Origin of the sequence: Algoriphagus ornithinivorans (genome assembly GCF_900115305.1) — a bacterium.
GTDB lineage: Bacteria > Bacteroidota > Bacteroidia > Cytophagales > Cyclobacteriaceae > Algoriphagus > Algoriphagus ornithinivorans.
Genome location: NZ_FOVW01000006.1, coordinates 270,794 through 293,294, shown reverse-complemented (window position 1 = coordinate 293,294; position 22,501 = coordinate 270,794). Strand labels below are relative to the sequence as shown.

The 22,501-nt window shown below is 38.6% G+C and carries 22 protein-coding genes; 19 read left to right on the top strand and 3 right to left on the bottom strand.

Going from position 1 to position 22,501, the window contains the following annotated elements; translation table 11 throughout:
- Window positions 1-37: 37 nt before the first annotated feature.
- A complete protein-coding gene (locus BM073_RS11245; protein WP_175557894.1) occupies window positions 38-1,399 on the bottom strand; it encodes a hypothetical protein in 1,362 nt (453 codons plus the stop codon).
- 122 nt (window positions 1,400-1,521) lie between these two features.
- On the opposite strand from BM073_RS11245, the gene proS reads away from it, so the two are divergent.
- The 3 genes from proS to floA all read left to right on the top strand — a co-directional run bounded on the left by proS (window position 1,522) and on the right by floA (window position 4,564).
- Window positions 1,522-3,003 (top strand): proline--tRNA ligase, encoded by a 1,482-nt coding sequence (gene proS / locus BM073_RS11240; RefSeq protein WP_091654171.1) that lies wholly within the window; start codon window positions 1,522-1,524, stop codon window positions 3,001-3,003.
- A gap of 90 nt (window positions 3,004-3,093) precedes the next feature.
- On the top strand, window positions 3,094-3,552 hold the full coding sequence (locus BM073_RS11235; RefSeq protein ID WP_091654169.1) for an NfeD family protein: 459 nt from the start codon (window positions 3,094-3,096) through the stop codon (window positions 3,550-3,552).
- A 1-nt stretch (window position 3,553) separates the two neighbouring features.
- Window positions 3,554-4,564, top strand: a complete 1,011-nt coding sequence (gene floA, locus BM073_RS11230) for a flotillin-like protein FloA (RefSeq protein WP_091654167.1) — start codon at window positions 3,554-3,556, stop codon at window positions 4,562-4,564.
- A 9-nt stretch (window positions 4,565-4,573) separates the two neighbouring features.
- Here floA and BM073_RS11225 read toward each other — a convergent pair whose 3' ends face one another.
- The gene (locus BM073_RS11225) at window positions 4,574-6,142 is read right to left on the bottom strand and encodes a WG repeat-containing protein (RefSeq protein WP_091654166.1); all 1,569 of its coding nucleotides are present in this window, start codon (window positions 6,140-6,142) and stop codon (window positions 4,574-4,576) included.
- Window positions 6,143-6,221: 79 nt separating this feature from the next.
- Complete coding sequence (gene hemA, locus BM073_RS11220; RefSeq protein WP_091654335.1) at window positions 6,222-7,490, bottom strand: glutamyl-tRNA reductase; 1,269 nt, start codon at window positions 7,488-7,490, stop codon at window positions 6,222-6,224.
- Window positions 7,491-7,671: 181 nt separating this feature from the next.
- Here hemA and BM073_RS11215 point away from each other — a divergent pair, with 181 nt between their 5' ends.
- From BM073_RS11215 to BM073_RS11140, 16 genes are all read left to right on the top strand, one after another.
- Entirely contained in the window at window positions 7,672-8,346 is a 675-nt protein-coding gene (locus tag BM073_RS11215) for a ComEA family DNA-binding protein (RefSeq protein WP_091654164.1), read from the top strand.
- Between the two features lie 29 nt (window positions 8,347-8,375).
- Window positions 8,376-8,849: a type I restriction enzyme HsdR N-terminal domain-containing protein gene (locus BM073_RS11210; RefSeq protein WP_091654163.1), complete on the top strand. Its 474-nt coding sequence runs from the start codon at window positions 8,376-8,378 to the stop codon at window positions 8,847-8,849.
- A 68-nt stretch (window positions 8,850-8,917) separates the two neighbouring features.
- Entirely contained in the window at window positions 8,918-9,631 is a 714-nt protein-coding gene (locus tag BM073_RS11205) for a Crp/Fnr family transcriptional regulator (RefSeq protein ID WP_091654161.1), read from the top strand.
- A gap of 36 nt (window positions 9,632-9,667) precedes the next feature.
- The gene (locus BM073_RS11200) at window positions 9,668-10,180 is read left to right on the top strand and encodes a rhodanese-like domain-containing protein (RefSeq protein ID WP_091654160.1); all 513 of its coding nucleotides are present in this window, start codon (window positions 9,668-9,670) and stop codon (window positions 10,178-10,180) included.
- 81 nt (window positions 10,181-10,261) lie between these two features.
- The gene (locus BM073_RS11195) at window positions 10,262-11,026 is read left to right on the top strand and encodes a DUF547 domain-containing protein (protein ID WP_245756405.1); all 765 of its coding nucleotides are present in this window, start codon (window positions 10,262-10,264) and stop codon (window positions 11,024-11,026) included.
- A 34-nt stretch (window positions 11,027-11,060) separates the two neighbouring features.
- Window positions 11,061-12,416, top strand: a complete 1,356-nt coding sequence (locus tag BM073_RS11190) for an NAD(P)/FAD-dependent oxidoreductase (RefSeq protein ID WP_091654158.1) — start codon at window positions 11,061-11,063, stop codon at window positions 12,414-12,416.
- Window positions 12,413-13,957 (top strand): 4Fe-4S binding protein, encoded by a 1,545-nt coding sequence (locus tag BM073_RS11185; RefSeq protein WP_091654157.1) that lies wholly within the window; start codon window positions 12,413-12,415, stop codon window positions 13,955-13,957. The genes BM073_RS11190 and BM073_RS11185 overlap by 4 nt, the downstream gene beginning before the upstream one ends.
- The gene (locus tag BM073_RS11180) at window positions 13,950-15,422 is read left to right on the top strand and encodes a glycosyltransferase (RefSeq protein WP_091654155.1); all 1,473 of its coding nucleotides are present in this window, start codon (window positions 13,950-13,952) and stop codon (window positions 15,420-15,422) included. The genes BM073_RS11185 and BM073_RS11180 overlap by 8 nt, the downstream gene beginning before the upstream one ends.
- Before the next feature lie 3 nt (window positions 15,423-15,425).
- Complete coding sequence (locus tag BM073_RS11175; RefSeq protein ID WP_091654153.1) at window positions 15,426-16,118, top strand: glycosyltransferase family 2 protein; 693 nt, start codon at window positions 15,426-15,428, stop codon at window positions 16,116-16,118.
- A 39-nt stretch (window positions 16,119-16,157) separates the two neighbouring features.
- Window positions 16,158-17,051 (top strand): hypothetical protein, encoded by an 894-nt coding sequence (locus BM073_RS11170; protein WP_091654152.1) that lies wholly within the window; start codon window positions 16,158-16,160, stop codon window positions 17,049-17,051.
- Window positions 17,041-18,390, top strand: coding sequence for an MptA/MptB family glycosyltransferase (locus BM073_RS11165; RefSeq protein ID WP_091654150.1), 1,350 nt, complete (start codon window positions 17,041-17,043; stop codon window positions 18,388-18,390). Before BM073_RS11170 ends, BM073_RS11165 begins: the two co-directional genes overlap by 11 nt.
- Window positions 18,380-19,117: a hypothetical protein gene (locus BM073_RS11160; RefSeq protein WP_091654148.1), complete on the top strand. Its 738-nt coding sequence runs from the start codon at window positions 18,380-18,382 to the stop codon at window positions 19,115-19,117. The genes BM073_RS11165 and BM073_RS11160 overlap by 11 nt, the downstream gene beginning before the upstream one ends.
- Window positions 19,118-19,123: 6 nt before the next feature.
- Complete coding sequence (locus BM073_RS11155; RefSeq protein WP_091654147.1) at window positions 19,124-19,864, top strand: DUF6503 family protein; 741 nt, start codon at window positions 19,124-19,126, stop codon at window positions 19,862-19,864.
- A gap of 5 nt (window positions 19,865-19,869) precedes the next feature.
- Window positions 19,870-21,087 carry a bifunctional alpha/beta hydrolase/OsmC family protein gene (locus tag BM073_RS11150; RefSeq protein ID WP_091654145.1) on the top strand — a complete coding sequence of 406 codons (1,218 nt, stop codon included), beginning with the start codon at window positions 19,870-19,872 and terminating at the stop codon, window positions 21,085-21,087.
- 11 nt (window positions 21,088-21,098) lie between these two features.
- Complete coding sequence (locus BM073_RS11145; protein ID WP_245756404.1) at window positions 21,099-22,121, top strand: glycoside hydrolase family 113; 1,023 nt, start codon at window positions 21,099-21,101, stop codon at window positions 22,119-22,121.
- A gap of 102 nt (window positions 22,122-22,223) precedes the next feature.
- Window positions 22,224-22,436, top strand: coding sequence for a YgaP family membrane protein (locus BM073_RS11140; RefSeq protein WP_091654143.1), 213 nt, complete (start codon window positions 22,224-22,226; stop codon window positions 22,434-22,436).
- Window positions 22,437-22,501 lie beyond the last annotated feature (65 nt).

Below are 22,501 nucleotides of genomic sequence, written 5' to 3'. Positions count from 1 at the left end.
ACTTTTTGGTTAGAATTTGGCAAAAAAAAGGGGGGAATTAATTCCCCCTTCCTCCTCTGGATCCTGATGAGGAGCTGCTTCCGCCTCCTCCTCCTCGGGATCCACCAGAACTCATTCCTCCTCCACCGGAAGAACTTCTACTTGGTACGCTTACGCTACCTCCTGAAGAACCTCTGCTAGGAGTATAAACACTTCTTGAATTTGAACCGCTTGAACCTCTGTTGTATGAAGGGCTAGCACTTCTGCTTGGTACCGCACTTCTATTATAAGAAGGACTTGATGATCTACCATAGGATGGACTAGAAGATGGTCTTCTATAATTGTCCATGCTACTTCTGGAATTTGTGCTTCCGTAAGATCTCATTGTTGGTCTTGCTGAAGGCATTGCACTTCTTGTTCTAATTGAAGACGATCTGTCTAAAGCAGGTGAGCTTGCAGTTCGAGCTCCCGCTCTTGAAGTTGATACTCTTGATCTACCTGAATTATAATAGTCATTTTGACTTGAGCTGAAGTCACGAGAAGTAGATCTTGCTCTATCTGACCCTACTAGGCTTCTGTTTTGATTCAATACATTTCTTCTGGCCTCTGCTCTGGCTGTACTAGGTAAAGCAGCTGAGCTAGCTCTATCAAAGCCTGTACCTGCTAAGCCGGCACCACGTGTTGGTCTAGCACCTCTAACAACTCCTCTGTTGCTAAATTCACTTCCTGGAAGAACGTAAATCGGATTTCCCGCATATACTGGAATGCCCCAACCTGGATAGCCTCCCCATGCATAACCCGGGAATCCCCATCCACCAAATCTAGGTCCAAAAGCTGGACCCCAGAAAGGATCATAGAAGCCCATGCCGAAAGGTCTTCCGAACTGCCCATAGAATGGATTACCCCAACCAAAGCCTAAACTTACATTAAAGCCTGGTCTAAAGCCCCATCCTGGACCCCAGAAAGGGTCAAAGAATCCAAATCCCCAAGGATTGAACCCGTACATGAATCCCATATTGAAATTAATGGAAGGATTGCTGAATGGACTGGTATTGGCACCACCCACTCTATAATTATTGTATGCGTCTATATTTCCTGAATTTTCTTGCCCTTCAAATTCATCGAAATAAACTACCTCATCACCAGTTTCTACTGATTCTGATTGGTATCTTGAAAGGTAATCAGGATTAACGTTTCTGCTTGAAAAACTTTCATCAGGCACGCTGTTCAAAGCATCAAATTCCTGAAAAGTCTCAGGCCTGTTATTTTGAACCGCATACTGACTTACAAGTTTTGCGTCAGAAGCCATGAAGTACAAGTTATCCGACTCGCCTCTAGATGCCATCTGAGATGTACTGCAAGAAGCAAGGATAAATGTCCCTATGACTGCTGGAGTTAATATTTTTGAAAATTTCTTCATACTAGAAGTTGGATTGTTACTATGTTATACGGCGTACCGAGTGAAGGGTTATACTTTTTAAGTTATATTTGCCCCGCTCAATTTAGCAAAAATATAGACATTTCATATCCAAATCAACAAGTATGAGTAAAGGATTACCAAAGCGTAGCGAGGATTATTCCCAATGGTACAACGAGTTAGTGAAGCGTGCCGACCTAGCCGAAAATTCAGCAGTCAGAGGTTGCATGGTTATCAAACCCTATGGATACTCTATTTGGGAAAAAATGCAGGCCGAGCTAGATCGAATGTTCAAAGAAACTGGCCATACCAATGCATACTTCCCTTTATTTATTCCTAAATCATTTTTGAGCAAAGAAGCTTCACACGTGGAAGGCTTTGCCAAAGAATGCGCGGTAGTCACTCATTACAGATTGAAAAATGCAGAAGATGGTTCTGGGGTTATTGTGGATCCTGATGCAAAATTGGAGGAAGAACTGATTGTAAGACCTACTTCTGAAACAGTTATTTGGAGCACCTATAAAAATTGGATTCAATCCTATCGTGATTTACCGCTTTTAGTTAATCAATGGGCGAATGTGGTAAGATGGGAGATGAGAACTAGACTTTTCCTCCGTACTGCTGAGTTTCTATGGCAAGAAGGGCATACAGCCCATGCTACCAAAGAAGAGGCGATGGATGAAACTGTTCAGATGATGAATCTTTACGCTCAGTTTGCTGAAGAATTCATGGCCTTACCGGTAGTAAAAGGCAGAAAAACTGAGAATGAAAGATTTGCCGGAGCTGATGAGACCTTCTGTATTGAAGCAATGATGCAGGATGGCAAGGCGCTGCAAGCCGGAACATCCCATTTTCTAGGCCAAAATTTCGCAAAGGCATTTGATGTGAAGTTTGCAACCAAAGAAGGAGGGCTTGAATTTGTTTGGGGAACCTCTTGGGGAGTCAGTACACGTCTGATGGGTGCCTTGATCATGGCTCATTCAGATGATAACGGACTGGTTTTGCCTCCAAAATTGGCTCCAATTCAGGTTGTCATTGTTCCTATTTACAGAGCGGAAGAAGAGTTGAATGCTATTTCCGAAAAGGCGAATGAAATCATGGCTGCTTTAAGAAAAGTTGGTGTATCTGTTAAGTTTGATAATAGGGATACGCACAAGCCGGGATGGAAATTTGCTGAATATGAATTGAAGGGTGTGCCATTGAGAATAGCGATAGGCCCTAGAGATCTCGAAAATGGAACCATAGAATTGGCCAGAAGAGATACTTTAACGAAGTCTACTTTTGATCTTTCATCAGAACCTATCGAGATAATGATTCCTAAATTATTGGAGGAGATTCAGGATAGTATATATCAAAAAGCTTTAAGCTTTAGAAAAGAAAAAACTACTGAGGTCAACTCTTGGGATGAGTTTCAGGAAGTATTAAATGATAAAGCAGGATTTGTATCTGCTCATTGGGATGGGACTTCTGAGACCGAGGATAAAATCAAGGAGTTGACAAAGGCAACCATTCGTTGTATTCCTTTGGATCAGAAAGAGGAAGAAGGTAAATGCATTCTCACAGGTAAGCCATCTCAGGGCAGAGTCTTATTTGCTAAAGCTTACTAAACTTCACCCGGATTTAATTCCGGGTTTTTTTTTGCAAAATGTTAAGGGTTCAATTGTTTCTAGTATTTTAGGAATCTAATCTCTTTACTTATGAGTATAGTCATTTTAGCTAGTCTTTTGGGAATAGGATTAATATTGTTGCTCGCAGAAGTATTATTCATTCCAGGAACCACGGTAGTGGGGATATTGGGCTTAGTGATCAGTTTGGCTGGAGTCATTTATGCATTTAGTATTTATTCTGCAGAAACTGCCTGGTGGATCACCGGCATTGCCGCTATTTTGAATTTAGCGGCAGTGATTTATGGGTTTCGCTCAGGGGTTTGGGATAAGTTTTCCCTCAAGTCTGCAATAAAAGGAGGCACTTTCGACGGAAGGACTTTAGGATTGGAAGCAGGCATGAAGGGAAAGGCAATCTCAGATATCAAGCCAATTGGAAAGGCATCATTTGAGGACTCTATTTATGAAGTAAAGTCCGAGTCAGGTTTTATACCAGTAGAGTCTGAGATTACCATTATCAAAGTTGAAAACAATAAAATAATAGTCAAATAATATGGATCCATCTAGTTCAATTTTCATTTTGATTGCCGCATTTGCAGGCATCATTTTACTTTTCATCTTTTTATACTTTGTGCCGGTTAATCTTTGGATTACTGCTCAATTTGCCAATGTAAGAGTTGGTATTGGGGAGCTTATCGGAATGAGAATTAGAAAGGTGCCACCAAGCATTATTGTGAACTCAATGATTACAGCCACTAAGGCTGGTTTGGATTTAACCACCAATGATCTGGAAACCCACTATTTGGCGGGTGGTAATGTGCCTAATGTTATAAGGGCTTTGATCTCTGCTGATAAGGCGAATATCAACTTGACCTTCAAGCAGGCAACAGCCATTGATTTGGCCGGTAGAGATGTGTTTGAAGCTGTTCAGATCTCTGTAAATCCAAAAGTAATCAATACGCCTAATGTAGCCGCCGTGGCCGCTGATGGGATTCAATTGATAGCGAAGGCTAGAGTTACTGTAAGAGCAAACATCGCTCAACTGGTAGGTGGAGCAGGAGAGGACACTATTTTGGCAAGAGTAGGAGAAGGAATTGTGACCTCAATCGGTTCTGCTGACACGCATAAAAGCGTATTGGAAAACCCTGATAAAATCTCCAAACTGGTATTACAAAGAGGTTTGGATGCGGGAACAGCATTTGAAATTCTATCCATTGATATTGCTGATATCGATGTGGGAACAAACATTGGAGCAAAATTGCAAATTGATCAGGCCTCTGCAGATTTGAAAGTGGCTGAAGCCAAAGCTGAAGAAAGAAGAGCCATGGCCGTTGCTTTGGAACAAGAAATGAAAGCTCGTAATGTAGAAATGAGAGCGAAAGTAATTGAAGCGGAAGCAGAAGTCCCTAAGGCTCTAGCTGAGGCCTTCCGATCAGGAAAACTGGGAGTGATGGACTACTATAGAATGGAGAATATTAAGTCTGATACTTCCATGAGAGAATCAATCGCAAAATCGGATGATGATTCTAAAGATTCTGGAAAATCTAGAGGAGATAAAAAATAAAAAAGGGGCTTAATTGCCCCTTTTTCTTTTTCTTCCCTGCGTTTCAGGTTCTACGACCACAATAGGTTGATAACTTCCCCTTACTAAAATTTGCCTGTTTGCATTATCAAAAAGGATTTCCTCATAATCAAAGGGTAAGAGCGTTTCTCCTTTTTCATCTATAAGACCGCTCTTATTATTTTTCCTGGCTATGACCCAATTTCCTCTTTCCCTTTTTAAATATTCATACTCAGTGGATAGGACCTGCTTTCCATTTGGGTCCAGCAGACCAACCTTTTGATCATTTTCTACCAAGAAATAACCATTATCGATTCTGCAAATTTTGTTGAACCCTCCAGGAGTTAATTGATTGCCATCTTTCGAAAGGAGGTAGAATCGATTTTCTTTTTTACCTACACCAAAACCACCTTGAAAGGCTTTTATTTCTTCCCATTCTGGGTTAAGAATAACTTTTCCATAATTGTCAATGGCACCCCAATAAAGTCCGGACTTAATAGCAGCTATTTGCTCGGAATAATTAAGCGAAAGATCGTATGTCGGTTTGATCAGCCATTTTCCTTCTCTATTTACATAGCCATATTGCCCCTTTTTTCTGGCAGGGAAATAACCTTCAGATCCATTTTCTATTTTCTCCAAGCTATCTGTCGGATTAACCAACCACCCTTTTATTCCAAGTAAGCCAAGCTTTCCGTCTCTGAATCTGACATTATACAGATCTTGATCGATTCTTATTACCTCTGTCATTCCTACAGCATCCAGAAGAATTCCATCTCCCTCCATCACTCTTCGGAGTTTTCCATGAATATATTCAAGCATCAATCCGTCCTGATAAGTGATTTTGTGGTAAGAATTATACTTGATATTTGCTTGTACCAAATCGCCTTCAATAAGTACATATTGCCCCTCATCAAAGCCATAATAGAAATTGCCTTTGGTATGTTGTAATTCATCAATTACCGGATCTAAGACTAGAGTTCCTTCAACATTCACCAAGCCATACCCATCCTTAGTCTTTGCCAAAATATATTCCCCATCGTTGTCCTCTAACTTCTCAAATGGCCGATCTGGATTAGAAGAAAGCGGAAGAAAGTAGGAGTTTCCTTTTCGGGAAATGATTTGTCCAACGTTTGAAATTCTCGCTTCATCAAGTTCTCCCAAGTAATTTGTTGTGCCTTTTCCTCTTTGATAAACCCAGTATTCGCTTCCTTTTCGAGCCAATAAAAAGTTGTAATAAGTTTGAATTTCATCAAACTCCAAATTGAGGACTTTTTGACCGTACTCGTGATAAGCACCAATGCCCTTTTCTCCTTTCATAAGAATCCAGGGTTCCAAAAATTGATAAACCTCTTTTCCTTCTAATTGGACTGCTGGTTTATAATCACTGGACAGTAAGAATAGTCCATTTTCATTTTTTCCAATCTTCACCGCATCGCTCAATATGGCGATGGACTGATAGACCAATCTGCTTTTTAGCTGGAGATCATAATCGTAAACTTCCCATGTCTGAGCTTTTGTAGAGAAATGGATCAATACAGTGCAGAATAAAAGTAGGAAAGTAGAGCGTAAAGTTTGAGTCATAGGACGACTTGCAATGGAGTGGATACAAAAAGACCAAAAGAGGAAAGTCCCTTTTGGTCGTGAACCGGTATGAGTTATTTTAATTTTCAGTCTTTTCCTGATTCAAATCGAAAAGATCTGAAATGAATTCTATCATTTCCTCAGCCTCATCTCTTTTACAGGCTGCTCTCAACTGAACCACTGGGACCTTGAGGACTTTTTGCATCATGCTCTTGGTAATCTTGTCGATTACTGCAAATTCCTCTTCGGAAGCATTTTTCATAAATCTAGCCAGTTCTTCTTGCCTGATTTGCTCGAGAGACTGCTTCAATTTATTGATGGTAGGGGATACAAGCATCTCCTTTTTCCAGCTGGAGAATTCCTCAATTGTTTCTTCGATGATTTCTTCAACTCTTGGAATGGCAGCAAGACGCTTATCCAATGCCTCTGTAGCTTTACTTCGAATGTTGTCCACATTATATAGTATAACTCCAGGGATATCTTCAACTGTAGTTTCAATAGACCTAGGCACCGAAAGGTCAACCAGTAATTTGTAGGATTGAATTTCAAAATCACTGATCAATTTCTTGGTGATGAAGGGTTCTGAGCGCTGAATGGAGCTAACAATGACATCAGCTTCTTTCATAGCATCCAAACAATCATCAAAAGGAACCACTTCAAAACCTAATTCAGCAGCAATTGCTTCTGCTTTAGATTGAGTTCTATTGGTGATTTTGACTTTTGCGTCAGGGAGGTAGACCATATTTTTAGCCACATCCTCTCCAATTTCACCTACACCAATCAATAAAACCCTAGGCTGATAAGTATTTGATGTTAAACTCTCAATCAGTTCGATAGCAGCATAAGACAAAGAAGCAGCACCGTCTCGGAAAGAAGTTTCCTGTACAATCCTTTTATTGGTAAAAAATACTGTGTGCATTAAGCGATGAAGAAACGGACCTGCCATGTCTAAATCGGCTGCTGCCTGATAAGCTCTTTTTACCTGATTTGATATTTGAATATCTCCTACAACTTGGGCTTCTAGACCCATGGAGACTCTGAATAAATGATTGATGGCAGACTTGTCATCATTGAAAATCTCAAAATAATCGAAATAATCAACGACATCAGTCATTCCTTTTTCCAAACCAATTAGCTTGATGATCTCCGTGCTAAGATCCAAATCATGGCTGTAATAGACTTCTGTCCGATTACATGTAGATAGAATCAAAGCATCTCCAAGGCTGAAAAATTCTTTCAGCTTGATTAAAATACTGTGGATAGCTTGATCATCTAATGCTATCAGTTCCCTGATTTGAACGGGGGCGGTTTTGTGTGATAAACTTAAAGCTCTAAATTTTATCTGCATAGCATCAGTCTTGGGTGCAAATTTAAGAGACAAATCAGCTTCAAAGGATTTTTTCTTATAATCCTTAATCAATTTAGAATTCGTCTAAATTAAATTTAACTCTCAAAGTTCTGTAATTTTTGAATGTTAGTCCAATATTCTTAACTTATACGTTATTGAAGAAATCTATTGATATTTTTTTATGATTAAGAAGTTTTTTTATTTCCTCAAACTCTATATCGGCCTTAGCAACAAAGAGTCTAAAGGTTTGGTGCTATTTATTCCGTTTTTATTATTCATAATCTGTCTTCCTTTTTTCATACAAAAGGTTCAGGGAAGAAAATCAGAGATAAAACAGTCTAGAATAAATTATTTAATTGACTCTTTATCGATAAGTTGTTTTGAGCCAGCTACTTCTCCTTTACCTATTTTCAACCCTTTAGATACGGGAAAAGTTATTTTACCGGCCTCAGTTCAAAAAATATTATTCTCAGAGGCTGATTCCATCACATTGCAGATAGTTCCAGGAATAGGGCCAGCAATGGCATCAAGGGTTATTAAATTTCGTGAGAATTTAGGAGGATTGGTTCATAAGGATCAGTTAAAGGAAGTATTTGGAATGAAAGAAGAGGTGGCTGACCAAATCTGGAATTATTTTGACTTTGATCGACCTAGTCTTAGGAAAATCTCCATCAACCAGGCTGACATTAATACGCTAGCGAAACATCCATACATAGGTTATGGGGAGGCAAAGGTGATTTTTGCTTACCGAAATCAACATGGGCCATTTTTAAGCGCCGATGATCTCTTAAAAATTAAAATATTCAAGGAAGATTGGGTGAATAAATTGTCTCCTTATCTCTCATTTTCAGATTAATTTTTAAGAATTCCTGCCATCTTTGGGGTATGAAATCCGAAGAAGGAAAACTTCAATTACCGATTTTAAATTTACCTGACATTCAGTCGAAGATTTCTGAAAGAGAACAAAAATTTTGGATTTTCGACAGTTTAAGAAAAAAGGAATTGGTCCTGACTCCAGAAGAATGGGTTAGACAACATTGGATTTCCTATTTGATTTCAAATTTGAATTACCCTAAGGGCTTGCTAACCTTGGAAAAAGGTCTAAAATACAATCAGCTCCAAAAGAGAACTGACTTAGTGGTTTGGAATACAGAAGGAAAGCCCTATCTGTTAATTGAGTGCAAAGCTCCTCAAGTTCCCATCAACCAAAAGACTGTAGAACAAGCCTGCCTTTATCATCACCAACTTCAGACTGAATATCTAATTTTGAGTAATGGTTTGGTTCATATATCTCTCCAGTGGTTATATGAAGAAAAGAAATTTGTTCAGCTTAAAAAGTTTCCGGAAGCCCCGAAATAGTTACTTATTTTATGATATGAGTCAGTCATTTTTTATCTTGATAATTGAAATCCATATGAAGTCCCAGCATGTCTAATCAACCTCATAATACGCCGTGTGAACTTTGTGCCAGTCGTAAATATTCCCTAATGTCAGACTTATCACATGCACAGGTTTGCTCAATTTCAGATCATAAAAATTTGATTTCTCATCGGAAAGGTCAAATTCTGTATTATGAAGGCACCAAACCACTAGGAATATTTTGTATCAATTCTGGAGTAGTAAAAGTTTATAAAACAGCCTCAAATGGGAAAGAACAAATTGTCCACTTAGGAAAAGAGGGCGACTTTTTAGGTTATGCCGCTCTGCTGGGTGAAGAAAACTACACCAATTCAGCTATGATCGTTGAGGATGCTAAGATTTGCTTTATCCCAAAAGAGGCATTTTTAAATACTTTACTTGGTAATACTCAATTTTTTAAAAGAGTGACCAAGGAATTGAGTCATGAATTGGGAGTTATGGAGGAAAAGCTGACTGATGCAACCCAAAAAAGTATTAGAGAAAGATTAGCTTTTGTCTTAATTCATCTTGCGAGTTCATACGGTATTGAAGGGGGAGATAGTCAGAAAATTGATTTGATTTTAACTCGGGAAGAAATTGCCGGAATCGTTGGTACAGCCACGGAATCCGTAATCCGTTTGCTTTCTGAATTCAAGAAAGATGGCCTGATAGAGTTTGAGGGAAAAAAAATAATCATAAAGGATAAAAGAGGTTTGGCGAGACTTTCGGATTTCTATGCCTAATCAGAACCATATTGTATTTTTTGAAGTTTTGTGTGTATGAAAGCACCAAAACCCGGCATTTTCTCCTTAATTATAGGTTTGATTCTATTTTCGATTATCCCTTTCAAAGAGGCACTTTCTCAGTCTTTTGCATATAAGACCTTGTTGAGTACGCTCTATGAAAAAGATTTCCCTGTGATCTACCCGGAAGAAATCGATGATCTATCTTCCTATCAGGTTCTTGATACCCGTGAAAAAGAAGAGTACCAAGTCAGTCATTTAAAAGGTGCGATTTGGGTTGGGTATGATCAATTTCCAACCTTTAGCCTAGATCGTTTAGATAAGTCAAAACCGGTACTAGTGTATTGCACAGTGGGAGCAAGATCTCAAAATATTGGGAAAAAGCTTATCGAAAATGGCTATGAAGTCTACAACCTCTATGGAGGTATTATTCATTGGGCCAACGAAGAGTATCCATTGTACAAGGGCGAAAAAAGAACAGATAAAGTTCACACCTATACACGAGCCTGGGGTATTTGGCTAAACAAGGGCGTGAAAGTCTATGAATGAAATGTCAGACTCAGGACAATAAGTTAATTTGCTCAATCTTACTTTTGCTTAACCTCGTAAATGATTCCAAACAGACACATTATGAACATTATCAAAACAGTGATCATGGTATTTTTAACCATGACTATTTTAAGCTGTAAAAACTCCAGCATAGGAATGGCAGGTACGACTCCACCAAGTCATGAACTTTGGGATCAGTTGCTTAAGAAACACGTGAAGCCAAACGGCTTGGTAGATTATAAAGGTTTCATCAAAGACAAACCTCAATTGGAGAAGTATTTAAATTCACTTTCAAGTAATGCTCCTGACAGAAAGACTTGGAGTAAAAATGAGCAGCTTGCTTACTGGATTAATGCATACAATGCTTTTACAGTCAAATTAATCGTAGACAATTATCCTGTTGAGAGTATCCGTGATTTAGGACCTAAGTTGAAAATTCCTTTGATTAAGGATGTTTGGCACTATAAGTTCTTCAGTATTGGAGGTCAGGAATCCAGTTTGGATGAAATTGAACACGGAATTCTTCGAAAAGAATTCAATGAACCTAGAATTCATTTTGCTATCAATTGTGCATCTATTTCTTGTCCTCCTTTGAAAAATGAGGCTTACGTTGCATCAAAAATTGATCAGCAACTGGATCAGTCTGCAAGGGAATTTATTAATAATCCCAAGTACAATAAAATCTCAAAAGATGAGGTTCAGATTTCTTCAATTTTCTCTTGGTTCAAAGGTGATTTCACCAAAAAAGGTAGCTTGGTTGATTTCCTTAACAAATACAGTAAAGTGAAAATCTCTTCTAACGCCAAAGTCAATCATCTTGATTATAACTGGAGTTTGAACGAGTAGAATCTACAAACAACCACCAACCTTTCACCCAGTAATGTCTCAAGCCCAGCACATAGTTATCATTGGAAATGGAATATCAGGAATAACCTGTGCCCGACACTTAAGGAAGCTGGATAGTGATGTTAAAATCACTGTTATCTCGGGCGAAAGCAAGTATTTCTTTTCCCGAACTGCTCTGATGTATGTGTACATGGGACATATGAAATTCGAGCACACACAGCCTTATGAGAATTGGTTTTGGGAGAAAAACCGGATCGATTTAATAGAGGGGTGGGTTAAGCAAATTGACTTTAAATCGAAGGCTCTTCTGTTTACCAGTGGCGATTCTCTATCCTACGATCAATTGGTGATAGCGACAGGTTCTAAGCCAAATAAGTTTGGCTGGCCTGGGCAGGATCTAGCTAATGTTCAAGGTCTTTATTCTAAGCAAGATTTGGAGTTAATGGAAAAGACCACTGAGGCAGGTGTTTCTCATGCTGTGATTGTAGGAGGGGGCTTGATAGGAATTGAAATGGCCGAAATGCTTGCCTATAAGAAAATCAGTGTCACTTTTTTGGTTAGGGAAGCCGGTTTCTGGAATAATGTACTTCCTAAAGAGGAATCCGAACTTGTAGGCAGGCATATAAAAGAACACCATTTTGATTTGAGACTCAATGCTGAGTTAGATGAAATAATTGGCGATCAAAATGGAAAAGTGAAAGCAGTTAAAACCAAAGAAGGTGAGCTGATTGATTGTCAGTTTGTTGGATTAACCGCTGGAGTCTCTCCAAATATTGATTTTCTTAAAAATTCTGAGTTGGATTTAAAAAGAGGAGTTTTGGTTGATCAATATTTCAGAACCAACATGCCTGATGTATTTGCCATCGGTGATTGTGCAGAGTTTAGGGAAGTGCCGGGGAAAGACCGAAAAAATATTGAACAGGTTTGGTATACAGGAAGGATGCACGGAGAGACGCTAGCTTATAATTTGATAAATAAACCTGTTCCGTATAAGCCTGGTGTTTGGTTTAACTCTGCAAAATTTTTAGATATAGAATACCAGACATATGGAACTGTTCCTGCTGATTGGGAAAAGGATGATGTGATCAATTTCTATTGGGAACACCGTTCAGGTAAAGTGGCATTCAGAATGTTGATGGATCAGGAAAAGAAAATTCTGGGAGTAAATAATTTTGGATTTAGACTCAAGCATGAGTTTTTTGATAAAGCAATTAGTCAGGGTTGGACTGGGGAAAAGGTGATGGCTCATTTATCGAAAGCTAATTTTGATCCGGAATTTTATGCCCCCTACATCAACGAAATCCAAAAGGTCTACAAAGAACAATTTGGTGGAGAATTTACTCCTTCTAAAAAATCATTTATTCAAAAACTACTAGGAGCAAGATTATGAAATTAATTCAAAAATTAGGCTTGGTTTTGTTTCTAGGAGGATTGTTAGCTTTTACTATCATCCCCTTTTTGGGCAGTTATCAACTTTCTGAGGAGATAGTTTTATCTCAAACCAAAGAGATCCATCAGGAGTCAATGAATGAAATATTGAGTCCCCTCTATGGAAAAACCTATCAGACGAATTTCACATTTATTTCTGAGGTTAATGGTAAAATTGATGACTACAATCAAGAGCGCAAGGATAATCAGCAATGGGATCAGGTAATATGGGATGATTATACATTTCCTTTGACAAAAGCATCTGTGCAGAGTCCAGTCAAGTCCCAACCTTTGCTTTTTTTGTTTCTGTCAATTGGCTTGGTGGTCTTGGGAGGCTTATTATATAATATTCCCAAACATCAAGGAGAACCTGAAGGAATAAAGAACAATGGAATTTTTCACTCTAAAATGAAAAATCGAGGTTGGTTGGGTATGATTACCGGAACCTATCTCATCTTATTCTATATCATTTTATACTGGTTTCCTGCCTATATGGTAAATGCTGTCTGGATGGTCAATCCCCTAAGCCTTTTACTATCCGGAAATCCTGCTAGCCAATGGTTTTTGTATGGATTTATTTACACACTTGCCATTTTGGTGATGGGTATTCGAATGTTTAGAAAATACAGAGGCAACAAATACCAACAGCTTAGAACAGCTTCGGTTATGTTTTTTCAGACTGCTTTTGCTTTTCTAATCCCCGAGATATTGGTATTGCTTAACCAGCCCTACTATGATTTCAAGAATATTTGGCCATTAGATTATGATTTTTTTTATGATTATCAGATAAGCACATTCCTTTCCAATGGAGGGGTAGGTATGTTTATGTTGATATGGGGTATTCTGTTAATAATCATCGCCGTTCCTCTTTTTACCTATTTCTATGGAAAAAGATGGTATTGCTCTTGGGTTTGTGGATGCGGTGGTTTGGCCGAAACTGTTGGAGACCCTTACAGACAGCTTTCCGACAAAAGCTTAAAAGCTTGGAATATTGAAAGATACCTTATCCATGGGGTTTTGGTTTTGGCGGTGGTGATGACTTTGGTCACAATTGCTAACTATTTTTCATCTTTCAGCTTTTTGGGAAATGTCACCAACCAGCTACATTCGTTTTATGGATTTGCAATTGGTTCCGCATTTGCGGGAGTGGTTGGAACAGGCTTCTATCCATTTATGGGAAATAGAGTCTGGTGCAGGTTTGGATGCCCTTTGGCTGCCTATTTAGGTATGGTTCAAAGGTTCAAGTCTAGATTTAGAATTACGACCAATGGTGGTCAGTGTATATCATGTGGCAACTGTTCAACCTATTGCGAAATGGGAATTGACGTCAGATGGTATGCTCAAAGAGGACAGAATATTGTGCGCTCTTCTTGTGTAGGTTGTGGGGTTTGTTCTGCGGTTTGTCCAAGAGGAGTATTAAAACTAGAAAATGGTCCTGAAGAGGGACGAATTAACGAAAATCCGATTTTGATCGGTAACGATTCCATTAAAGTCAATGCCTGAGATCTTAGCATTCATTCTTCTGGGGATATATCTCTTGGGAATGGTATTCATATTTATTTATAGTTTGGCCCAAGGGCATCTATTGCTTTTTTTCTTTAAGGAGAAAAGAAATCCTCAGCCCATACCCTCCAATCCTTCCGAGTTGCCACAAATCACCGTTCAGCTTCCTCTTTTCAATGAAATGTACGTAGCTGAAAGGTTAATCGAAGCTGTGTCAAAACTGAATTATCCCTTGGATAAATTAGAAATTCAGATCTTGGATGACAGTACTGACCAAACCAAAGAACTGATTCAGGAGAAATTGAAGGAGTTTCCCACAATTAACTTTCAATACATTCACAGAATTGATAGAAAAGGTTTTAAAGCTGGGGCTTTAAAAGAGGGGCTGGAAGTAGCTAAAGGTGAATTTATTGCCATTTTTGATTCGGATTTCATTCCTGATCCTAATTTTCTGCTACAAACCATTCCTTGGTTTTCAGATTCAAAAGTAGGAATGGTTCAGAGTCGTTGGACTCATTTAAACCAGCATTATTCTTTGTTGACTCGACTACAGGCTTTTGCCCTGGATGCTCATTTTTTAATTGAGCAAATGGGTAGAAACCGTCAGGGTGCATTTATTAATTTTAATGGTACGGGAGGTATTTGGAGAAAGGAAACTATACTGGATGCGGGGAATTGGCATGACGATACCCTTACTGAGGACCTAGACCTGAGTTATAGAGCTCAAAGAAAAGGTTGGAAATTTATCTACAGGCCTGAAGTGGAATCACCTGCAGAACTTCCTCCCATTATGTCAGCTATTAAATCCCAGCAGTTCCGATGGACCAAGGGTGGGGCAGAATGTGCGGCTAAACACGGGGCTGCAGTTCTAAAGACAAATTTGCCAGCACATGTGAAAATTCATGCAATGGCTCATTTATTTAACAGTACCATATTTTTGGCTATACTGATTGTCAGCCTGAGCAGTATTGGGGTTTGGTGGTTAGTAGATCAGCAAATTTTAGGTCCAGGTTGGATTCAATTAGCAAGCTTTTCTTTGGTGGGCTTTGCCATCATATCCCTGATCTATTTGGTTTCCTATTTCTATAGAAAGCAACATTTTTTCAAAAGCTTATTCGAGGCTATTTTTCTATTACCCTTATTCCTTTCTGTCTCCATGGGAATGGCATTACATAATACCCAAGCGGTCATGGAAGGCTTAACTGGAAAGAAATCACCCTTTATCCGGACACCAAAATTCAATTTGGAAGGAGGAAAATTCAGTCTTCGCAGCAATCAATACATCAATTTACGGATGCCGATTACGACTTGGTTGGAAGGTGCCTTGGCTCTCGTTTTCATTGGAATGGTTGTACTTGGAATATTTCAACAAAACTACCTCTTCCTACCTTTCCATCTGATGCTAGCGGTGGGTTATTCCCTAGTTTTCATCAGTTCCTTTAAATCTTATGCTCTAGGGCGATAATTCATGTTTCCAAATCACCTAATTGACGTCATCATTCCTGCATTTAATGAGGAAAAATCTATTGCCAAGGTTATACAAGATATTCCCAGATGGGTTAGAAATATTGTTGTTGCCAATAATAACTCAACAGATCAGACTGGGTATGTAGCGGAGCAGGCGGGAGCAGTAGTCGTCTTTGAAGGACAAAAGGGCTACGGGAAAGCTTGTTTAACAGCCATGGATTGGATTCGATCTCAGGAAGTTCAGCCTGATATTGTGGTCTTTTTGGACGGAGACTATTCAGATTATCCGGAAGAAATGACAGGTTTGATCCAGCCAATAATTAATAAACAAGCCGATATGGTGATTGGATCTAGAGCACAAGGGGAGCGGGAATCCGGTTCCATGACTTTTCCTCAGGTCTTTGGCAATTGGCTTGCCACAACCATGATGAAATACATTCAAGGAGCTAAATTTTCTGATTTAGGCCCTTTTAGAGCTATTGTTTGGCAAAAGCTCATGGACATCAATATGGTAGACCAAGATTATGGATGGACTATAGAGATGCAGATCAAAGCCCATAAAGCAGGTCTGAGGTATACTGAAGTTCCGGTAAGGTATAGAAAAAGAATAGGAGTGTCCAAAGTCAGCGGTACTGTTAAAGGAGTTTTTGGTGCTGGCTATAAGATTATCTATACGATTTTTAAGTATTGGTAATTTTGGCAATCTTAGAGAAGTTTTTAAATCTTCATACTTATGAGAAATTCCCGAAACATATTACTGATATTTTTGCTGGCATTTTCGATTTACGCCTGCGGCCCCAAAGGTAGGGATGGAGTAGAAGAAGAACAGTTTGCAGGCTATTGGTATCAGGGTCAAGCCGAAATCAATGTTTTTGATTTGGAGCAGGTTAGGTACGGGGAATCTAGAAATGGTACTGCCGTATTAATTTTTGTGACGGAAGATTTTTCCAAAAGGAAACAGGTGAAGCTAGATGATCCCTCTGAAGCAGGAAGGGATGCCAAAAAGGTTATGAAGCTCAACATGACTAGAGAGTTTGTCACAGGAGTTTACCCTTATAATACCATGCTGTCAGTTTTTACACCGATCTATGAGGAGCTAAATTCCTATAAAATAGTCTCCTCGGTCACAGAATGGTGTGGTCAGGCATTTACTCAGATGAATTGGAAAAACAGTGCCTACAAAGTGCAGTTGTTTTCATATTTTGAATCGGAAGGAGATCAGGAGCTGAAAATCGATGCCAAGGCAGAGGATGAGTTATTTAATTTGATTCGCTTGAATCCTGATTTGATTGCTGAAGGAGATGCCAGATTAATTCCGGGATTGACTTTTCAAAGGTTTTCTCATGTAGAACTAAAAGACTACAGAGCTGATATCAGCAAAAATGACCTAGGTGAAAACAGCTCTGAGTTGATCGTGGATTATCCGCAACTCAGAAGAACCCTAAAAATTCAATACAAGAAGTTTTTTCCATACGAAATCTTAGCCTGGGAGGAAATCCAAACCAAAAGCAATGGTGATCAAGAAGTGACTAAAGCTACTCGAAGAAGTCTCAATATGCTGGATTATTGGAATAAAAATGAAAAATTATTTGAGCCTCTGAGAAACGATTTAGGAATTGAAAAGTAATAAGCATAAGGCGTTATTATTAATTTTTGGCGCTTTTCTAGTCATTGGTGTTTATGCCTTAGGGTACTCTATTTCCCGAGAGAATTTCCCATATCTCTTTGCAGCATTTTCCCTTTCTTTTTTGGGGATGTATGGAATATATAAGCTACAAAAATATCAGGAAATATGGTTGGGTATATTTCTTTTCGGATTTTTGCTAAGGTTAATATTGTCTCACTCAATACCTTTATTATCAGATGATTATGCTAGATTTCTTTGGGATGGTGAAATAGTCAGATTAGAGGGGAATCCCTATGACAAAACTCCTCAGAAATTGGTAGAAGATTCAGCCAATGAGTTGGAATTCTTTGAGCGCCTTTATCCTTATTTGAATTCTCCGAATTATTATTCAGTTTATCCGCCGTCCAATCAATTGTTGTTTGGATTGGCTGCAGAAGCCAGTGGGGAAAACACGCTTTTCGGAATAATTTCACTCAGATCTTTCTTATTGCTTGGTGAGCTTTTGGTCTTTTTCGGCTTACTCAAGCTATTCCGGAGGTTTGATGTGCCATTGAGAAACCTGGTTTTATATTGGCTCAATCCTTTGGTGATACTAGAAGTCATAGGCAACCTTCATTTTGAAGGCATAGTTCTGATGTTCCTTTTAGGTTCATTGATCGCATATTCAAAAAACAAGAAATTTCTAGCTGGCACATCTTGGGGCTTAGCCATAGGAGTAAAGCTTCTGCCTTTTGTCTTCCTACCTTCTTGGTTGTTTTTTAGAAAAATTAAATTCAGCCCTTTTTTTTGGATTGGAACTCTATTGGCTGTCTGCATTTCATTTATTGGGTTAGTTTGGGATGATGCCTGGATTAATTTTTTACAAAGTATCAGATTATATCAGGGAAAGTTTGAATTCAATGCTTCAATTTATTACCTGCTCAGAGAGGTGGGCTTTCGGATCAAAGGCTATAATACAATCGAGACTTTAGGTAAAGTTCTAAGCTTGACCTTTGTGATTTGGGTCTGGTTTATTTCTTGGAAAAAAGCGCCCAAGTCACTTTTTAAGCTGGCAGATTTATGGGTATTGATCTATCTGAGTTACTTATTGCTTCAACCAGTTATACATCCTTGGTACTTAATTCCAGGATTAGGATTGAGTTTGATGACTGGGAAAAAGTCCTTTTTGGTATGGAGCTTTGCAGTGATTTTTTCCTATCAGGCATATGGAAACCCTAATTTTGAAGAAAGCAGCTTTTACTTGGTGCTAGAATATGCTTTATTGCTGATAGCTTTGGTTTGGGATTATCGCCCTCAAATCTTCTCTACTCTCAATAAACTTTCAAAAAATGAATCTTAATGTAAGATATGTTCTCCTTTTAATTGTATCGTCCGCATTAGTCTCTTGTACTCCCTCGGAGGAAAAGCAGGCAAAAGATATTCTTGAAAAGTCGATTGAAGCACATGGGGGATGGAATGCATGGGATAAAGTAGAAACTATCCAGTTCAGAAAGTGGACCAGATTATTACTCGAAGATGGAACTGTTGAGAGTGAAACTGATCAATTATTAAGCTTTAGATTACAACCTTCTTTTGAAGGAACTATCCGCTGGGAGAAAGATTCTGTGGAACATTTAGCTCATTTTGACGGAGAGTCCATGCATTATTCTATTGCCGGAAACCCTGTACAAAACCCGGATTTTTTAGCTTCCAAGAAGAAGGACTTTGATGCTGCTTTTTATGTCATAGCCCAGCCTTGGAAATTATTGGAGGATGAGGGGGCTAAACTTACCTATGTTGGTAAAAGAGAAATTTTTTCACAATCAGTAGAAGTAGTTAAAGTTGATTATGGACCCGGGAAAGATATTTGGTGGTATTTTTTTGATGCTGATAGCTATATGATGGTAGGAAATGAAGTTCAGCTTTCCGATCACAGAAGCCGGATCGAAAACTTGAATTATTCTTATGCTGATCCGTTTATATTCTACGGAGAAAGAAAAAGCTTTAGAGTAAACGAATCAGGAGATAACACCTTTTTAAGGGCTGAGTATAGCTATAGTGATTTTGAAATTGAAAATGTTAAATAACAGAAAATGAAATATTTAATAATATTTGTTTTAAGTATTACATTAATATCATGTAACTCAAAAACGGAAGCTGAAAAAATTGTGGATTTGGCAATTGAGGCACATGGAGGGAATAACTATCCCAATTCTTTGATTGAGTTTGACTTTAGAAATATTCATTATACGATCTATAAATCAGAGAACTCATTTGAGTATATCAGAGAGTTTGAGGATTCCACCGGAATGGTGAAAGATGTACTCAATAATGAGGGTTTTACACGAACCGTCAATTCTGTAAAGATCGATACTTTAACAGAAGAAAGAATAGGAGCATTTTCAAGATCTGTGAATTCTGTGGCATATTTTGCTTTTCTACCCTACGGCTTAAATGATCCTGCGGTAATTAAGACATATGTTGGAAAAACAGAGTTGAACGGAGAGTCTTATCATTTAATCAAAGTCACTTTTCAAAAAGAAGGTGGAGGAGAGGACTTCGATGATCAGTTTTTATATTGGATAGGGGAAGAGGATTACTTGATGGATTATTTGGCATACAGTTATCATACTGATGGAGGTGGAGTTCGAATGAGAGAAGTGAGCAATGCTATTGAGAAAGGTGGAATAAGGTTTCAGAATTATTTAAATCTTAAACCGGAGGATAAAAATACTCCCGTCGACAGCATGCAAGTCCTTTATGAAAAAGGTAAATTAGAATTACTTTCTGAAATCAATCTGGAAAACATTCAGGTTCGGGAATTGAAAAAATAAATTTTATGAATCCTAAATCCCTTACTTTTTCAAATAGCGACGGCATCAATCTTTCGGCTCATTTATATATGCCTTTAGATAGAGAGCCGAAATTTTATGCAATTTTTGCCCACTGTTTTACCTGTTCCAAAAACTTCTCTGCCGTCAGTAGAATATCCAAATCACTTTCTCAAGAAGGAGTAGCGGTTTTTAGCTTTGATTTTACCGGATTAGGAAGGAGTGAGGGAGATTTTAAAGATAGTACATTCAGTTCTAATATCTCAGATTTACTGGATGCAGCTGCTTTTTTAAAGGAGAATTACGAGGCTCCAAAAATGCTAATTGGTCATTCCTTGGGTGGTGCAGCAGTATTATATGCTTCTCCTCATTTGGAAGAGGTAAGTGCTGTTGTGACCTTGGGAGCTCCAGCTGATCCATTACACGTAAAGCATCTTTTTCAAAATAGCATTGAGGAAATAGAAGAGTCAGGAAAAGCCAAAGTTTTCATAGGAGGTCGTCCTTTTCAAATTAGCAGTGAGTTTGTCAAAGACCTCGAAAAGAAACCTATAAACAGCTTTCTGAAAAAATTAAAGAAGTCATTACTGATCCTTCACTCACCGCAAGATGAGATTGTTGAGATCAAAAATGCTCAGATGATTTATGAAGCTGCTTTTCATCCTAAATCATTTGTCTCTTTGGACGGGGCAGACCATTTGGTGTCCAAAACTGAAGATGCTGCTTACATCGGTCAAGTGATTGCTTCCTGGAGTAATCGCTATATTGAATCCAAGCAAGCAGTAGAGAATGACACCAAAGGTAATCCTGTGATGGTTCGCCTAAGTAAAAATCAAGGCTATACTACGGATGTTAAAACACCTTTTCATCATTTGATCGCAGATGAGCCAAAAGATGTGGGTGGCAATAATCTAGGACCTACCCCCTATGATTTATTAATGGCTTCATTAGGGACATGCACTGCTATGACTTTGAAAATGTATGCAGAGCGAAAAAAGTGGAACCTAGATGAGGTGAGAGTTTACTTAGATCATCAAAAAGTCCACAAAGAGGATAGTGAAAATACTGATGAACCATCAGCCAAGGTATCTCGATTTACCCGGGTGATAGAATTAGAAGGAGATTTGAATCAAGAGGAACGGCAAAGATTGCTTGAAATAGCGAATCGATGCCCCGTCCACAGAACTTTAGAAGAAGATATCGTTATCCATACCGTACTCAGCAAGTGAAAAATCTCCCTATGAAATACCTCTTAAGTTCGGTTGCTTTAGTCTTCATATCTTCCTTTTTCTGGTTTTTTTCTTTCGATTCTAACCTTCCCGTATGGAAAGAAAAGTACAATGGCGTCTGCTGGGTAGGTAGTAGAAATCCACTACAAGGGGGAGAATTTCAGGAATTGACTGCCAATGGTATCAATGCAATTTCTCAAACTCCATTTGGTTGGCAGTCAGAAATCAATAATCCCGAAATTAGGTGGCTGGTTGAAAATGATAGGCAATGGTGGGGAGAATCTGGTAGAGGAATCTCAGCTACGTTGGACTCTTCGCAGAAGTTCAATATCCACAATATGCTCAAGCCGCATCTATGGGCTCGTGGAAGTTGGCCTGGTGAGATCGAAATGACGAATGAAGCTGATTGGAAAATATGGTTTGAAAATTATGAAAATTTCATAATCGACTATGCCCGCCTAGCTGAAAAAGAGGGAATTCCAATGCTTTGTATAGGAACTGAATTGGAAAAAACCTCCCAAAGGGAAGCAGAATGGAGAAAAATTATTCAAGCAGTAAAAAAAGTCTATTCCGGTCAATTGACTTATGCTGCCAATTTCACGGAATATCAGAAAGTGAATTTTTGGGATGAATTGGATTTTATTGGAATCCAAGCTTACTTTCCTTTATCTGATAAAAAGACTCCCAATCTTAAAGATTTGAAAAGATCTTGGGAAAATCACATTCAAGAAATTGAAAAGCTGGTAAGAAAAACTGGAAAACCTGTTTTATTCACGGAGATAGGATATTGTAATACAGTAGATGCAGCAAAAGAGCCTTGGGTTTGGCCGAATGAACGAAAAGAGATAGCCTTGTCAGAAGAAATTCAGGCTATGTGCTATCAGTCGTTTTTTGAAACTGCCTATCAAAAAGACTGGTTAGCAGGAGTATATTTTTGGAAATGGTACCCTGAAGGAAAAAGGAGGGATCCTGACTTTACTCCTCAAGGACTTCAAGCCGAGAAGGTAATGCAACAATATTTTCTTGTTGACTGAATTCATTTCCTACTGTGACTTTTGTCATTTTTTTCATGTAAGGGATAGGCTAGCTTTAATAAGCTTAATAAGCAGTCCATTTCTAACCAAACTTCAAGAGTCATGAAAAAGAACATGGGTACCACAGATAGAGCAATTCGATTGACGATCGCCGCCATTCTTGTCGCTCTCTATTTCTCAAATTTAATATCCGGAATCATTGGAATTGTGGCAATTGTGATTGCTGCTATTTTCACTTTAACGACCCTAATTGGTTTTTGCCCACTATATACATTGGTGGGAATCAATACCTGCCCAAGAGCAGAAAGTAAATGATAATGCGTAATAGTTTGGCGAAAAGCTAGAAGTCATGCTTCTAGCTTTTTTCTTTTGGGAATTTT

Excerpts from the sequence above, each read along its gene's own strand:
- BM073_RS11245 (WP_175557894.1), bottom strand. The coding sequence starts at position 1,399 with ATGAAGAAATTTTCAAAAATATTAACTCCAGCAGTCATAGGGACATTT.
- proS (WP_091654171.1), top strand. The coding sequence starts at position 1,522 with ATGAGTAAAGGATTACCAAAGCGTAGCGAGGATTATTCCCAATGGTAC.
- BM073_RS11235 (WP_091654169.1), top strand. The coding sequence starts at position 3,094 with ATGAGTATAGTCATTTTAGCTAGTCTTTTGGGAATAGGATTAATATTG.
- floA (WP_091654167.1), top strand. The coding sequence starts at position 3,554 with ATGGATCCATCTAGTTCAATTTTCATTTTGATTGCCGCATTTGCAGGC.
- BM073_RS11225 (WP_091654166.1), bottom strand. The coding sequence starts at position 6,142 with ATGACTCAAACTTTACGCTCTACTTTCCTACTTTTATTCTGCACTGTA.
- hemA (WP_091654335.1), bottom strand. The coding sequence starts at position 7,490 with ATGCAGATAAAATTTAGAGCTTTAAGTTTATCACACAAAACCGCCCCC.
- BM073_RS11215 (WP_091654164.1), top strand. The coding sequence starts at position 7,672 with ATGATTAAGAAGTTTTTTTATTTCCTCAAACTCTATATCGGCCTTAGC.
- BM073_RS11210 (WP_091654163.1), top strand. The coding sequence starts at position 8,376 with ATGAAATCCGAAGAAGGAAAACTTCAATTACCGATTTTAAATTTACCT.
- BM073_RS11205 (WP_091654161.1), top strand. The coding sequence starts at position 8,918 with ATGTCTAATCAACCTCATAATACGCCGTGTGAACTTTGTGCCAGTCGT.
- BM073_RS11200 (WP_091654160.1), top strand. The coding sequence starts at position 9,668 with ATGAAAGCACCAAAACCCGGCATTTTCTCCTTAATTATAGGTTTGATT.
- BM073_RS11195 (WP_245756405.1), top strand. The coding sequence starts at position 10,262 with ATGAACATTATCAAAACAGTGATCATGGTATTTTTAACCATGACTATT.
- BM073_RS11190 (WP_091654158.1), top strand. The coding sequence starts at position 11,061 with ATGTCTCAAGCCCAGCACATAGTTATCATTGGAAATGGAATATCAGGA.
- BM073_RS11185 (WP_091654157.1), top strand. The coding sequence starts at position 12,413 with ATGAAATTAATTCAAAAATTAGGCTTGGTTTTGTTTCTAGGAGGATTG.
- BM073_RS11180 (WP_091654155.1), top strand. The coding sequence starts at position 13,950 with ATGCCTGAGATCTTAGCATTCATTCTTCTGGGGATATATCTCTTGGGA.
- BM073_RS11175 (WP_091654153.1), top strand. The coding sequence starts at position 15,426 with ATGTTTCCAAATCACCTAATTGACGTCATCATTCCTGCATTTAATGAG.
- BM073_RS11170 (WP_091654152.1), top strand. The coding sequence starts at position 16,158 with ATGAGAAATTCCCGAAACATATTACTGATATTTTTGCTGGCATTTTCG.
- BM073_RS11160 (WP_091654148.1), top strand. The coding sequence starts at position 18,380 with ATGAATCTTAATGTAAGATATGTTCTCCTTTTAATTGTATCGTCCGCA.
- BM073_RS11155 (WP_091654147.1), top strand. The coding sequence starts at position 19,124 with ATGAAATATTTAATAATATTTGTTTTAAGTATTACATTAATATCATGT.
- BM073_RS11150 (WP_091654145.1), top strand. The coding sequence starts at position 19,870 with ATGAATCCTAAATCCCTTACTTTTTCAAATAGCGACGGCATCAATCTT.
- BM073_RS11145 (WP_245756404.1), top strand. The coding sequence starts at position 21,099 with ATGAAATACCTCTTAAGTTCGGTTGCTTTAGTCTTCATATCTTCCTTT.
- BM073_RS11140 (WP_091654143.1), top strand. The coding sequence starts at position 22,224 with ATGAAAAAGAACATGGGTACCACAGATAGAGCAATTCGATTGACGATC.